The organism is Pradoshia sp., assembly GCF_051873915.1.
Lineage (GTDB): Bacteria > Bacillota > Bacilli > Bacillales > Pradoshiaceae > Pradoshia.
Genome location: NZ_JBJEFJ010000098.1, coordinates 1 through 2,069 on the forward strand (window position 1 = coordinate 1; position 2,069 = coordinate 2,069).

Annotated in this window: 1 protein-coding gene; it reads left to right on the forward strand. The window is 43.8% G+C overall.

Going from position 1 to position 2,069, the window contains the following annotated elements:
• Positions 1-198 precede the first annotated feature (198 nt).
• The gene (gene pepF, locus ACI35L_RS09015) at positions 199-1,986 is read left to right on the forward strand and encodes an oligoendopeptidase F (protein WP_439802706.1); all 1,788 of its coding nucleotides are present in this window, start codon (positions 199-201) and stop codon (positions 1,984-1,986) included.
• Positions 1,987-2,069: the final 83 nt, after the last annotated feature.

The following is a 2,069-nucleotide window of genomic DNA, read 5'->3' on the forward strand; positions in this document are numbered from 1 at the left end:
TTAGGCAATCTGAACGGCCGGTAGAAGAATAAGGGATGAGGAACTCCCTGATGGATTGAAATCTTATCGTATCTTTCAAGCAAGTATCGTAAGTTTTCTGCTCTTTATTGGTAAACTAGATAGATAAGGGACCAGTGCTAATACGGGCCTATCCATGTATATACATAAACAATGGACAAATGAACAGGAGGCAGCCATATGAAACAGTATAAAGATCGCAATGAAGTACCAGACCATGAGAAATGGGATTTGACTGACCTATACTCCAGCATAGACGATTGGGAGAAGGATTATCAGCAGGTAGAGGGACTTGTCGGTGAGATTGCTGCCTATAATGGGGCAATACAGAATGGCAAGGACTTGCTTGATTATTTGACCAAGAATGAAGAGACAGATGCCATCTTCACGAATATATACGTGTATGCGATGCTGCTTGGTGATTTGGATACACGAGAATCATTGGCGCAAAATTTACTGGCGAAAGCACGTACGCTTAGCGTGAAGTTAAGCGAGGCCGGCGCATTCTTCATGCCGTACTTATTAAGCTTGGATGAAGAGACGTTGCGCACGTATATTAAGGAACAGGAGGGACTCCAATACTTCGAGAAGGACTTATGGGATGCGTTCCGTTATAAGAATCACACCTTGAATAAGGAACAGGAGGAGCTCTTATCGAAACTAGGGGAAACCTTCTCTGCTCCGAATACGACCTTCCAAATGTTCAATAATGCGGACATTCAGTTCGGCGAGGTATCTGACGGCAATGGCGATATGGTCGAGCTCACGAGGGGGATGTACTCAAAGCTGATTGAGGACACTGACCGAAATGTACGGAAAGAGGCCTATAAAGCCTATTACAAGCCTTACCTTCAATATGCGAACGTGATTGCTTCTACCTTATCAGCCAATATTAAGAACAATGTTGTGCGGACAAAGATTCGAAACTACTCATCCGCGCTTGAGAAGGCATTGTTTGCTGATAAGGTGCCGGTTGAGGTATATGAGAATTTGATTGAAACGACAAGAAAGAATTTAGATGCGAAGCACCGTTATAATGAGATTCGCAAGGAAATCCTCGGTCTTGAACAATTGAAGCCATATGATTTGAGTGTCGATCTTGTAGAAGGTGTGAAGCAGGATATCAGCTATCACGAAGCCTACGAGACCATGCTAAAGGCACTTCATCCGCTTGGTGAGGAGTATTTAAGCATCCTCAGCAGCTTCCGTGACAAACGCTATGTCGATGTCAGGGAAACGCCAGGGAAGCGCTCTGGCGCCTATAATCTTGGCGTTTATGGGGTACACCCGTTCATCCTGTTGAATCATCATGATGATATTGACAGCCAGTTCACGCTCGTTCATGAGATGGGCCATGCGATGCACAGCTATTATTCCTCTACCTATCAGCCAAGAATCTCAGCCGGCTATTCCATCTTTGTGGCAGAGGTGGCCTCAACGGTAAATGAGGTGCTGTTAATTCATTACTTATTGAAAGAAACGACGGATCCGAAGAAACGGAAATACTTATTGAATTACTTTATTGACCAGTTCAACGGAACCTTCTTCACGCAGGTTATGTTCAGTGAGTTTGAGAAAATCACGCATGAGAAGGCAGAGCAAGGCGAACCGCTTAATAAGGAATCCTTCAATCAAATTTACGGCCAATTATCAAATGCCTACAGCGGTGATGTCGTAGAAGAAGAGGAAGAAACAGCATACGGCTGGTCACGAATTCCTCATTTCTACCGTCCATTCTATGTGTACAAATATGCGACTGGATTTGTCTCCGCCATTCATTTGGCAGGGGAATTGCTGAAGGGCAACAAAGAGGTTCAAGCCTCCTATCTGGAATTCTTAAAGAGCGGAAGCTCCGAATATCCGCTTGATCTCTTGAAGAAGGCAGGGGTTGATTTGACCTCGCCTGAGCCAATTAATAACGCGATGAAACAGTATCGGGAATTGATTGAGGAGTTTGCCTCATTGTAAGAGAATAGGAAAAAAGAGTTTGGGGCTAAACGGAATAAATGATTTTCAAAAATGAGTGATTGTCACTTATTCTTCCTATTCAA

Coding starts and splice junctions, on each gene's coding strand:
- pepF (WP_439802706.1), top strand. CDS start 199: ATGAAACAGTATAAAGATCGCAATGAAGTACCAGACCATGAGAAATGG.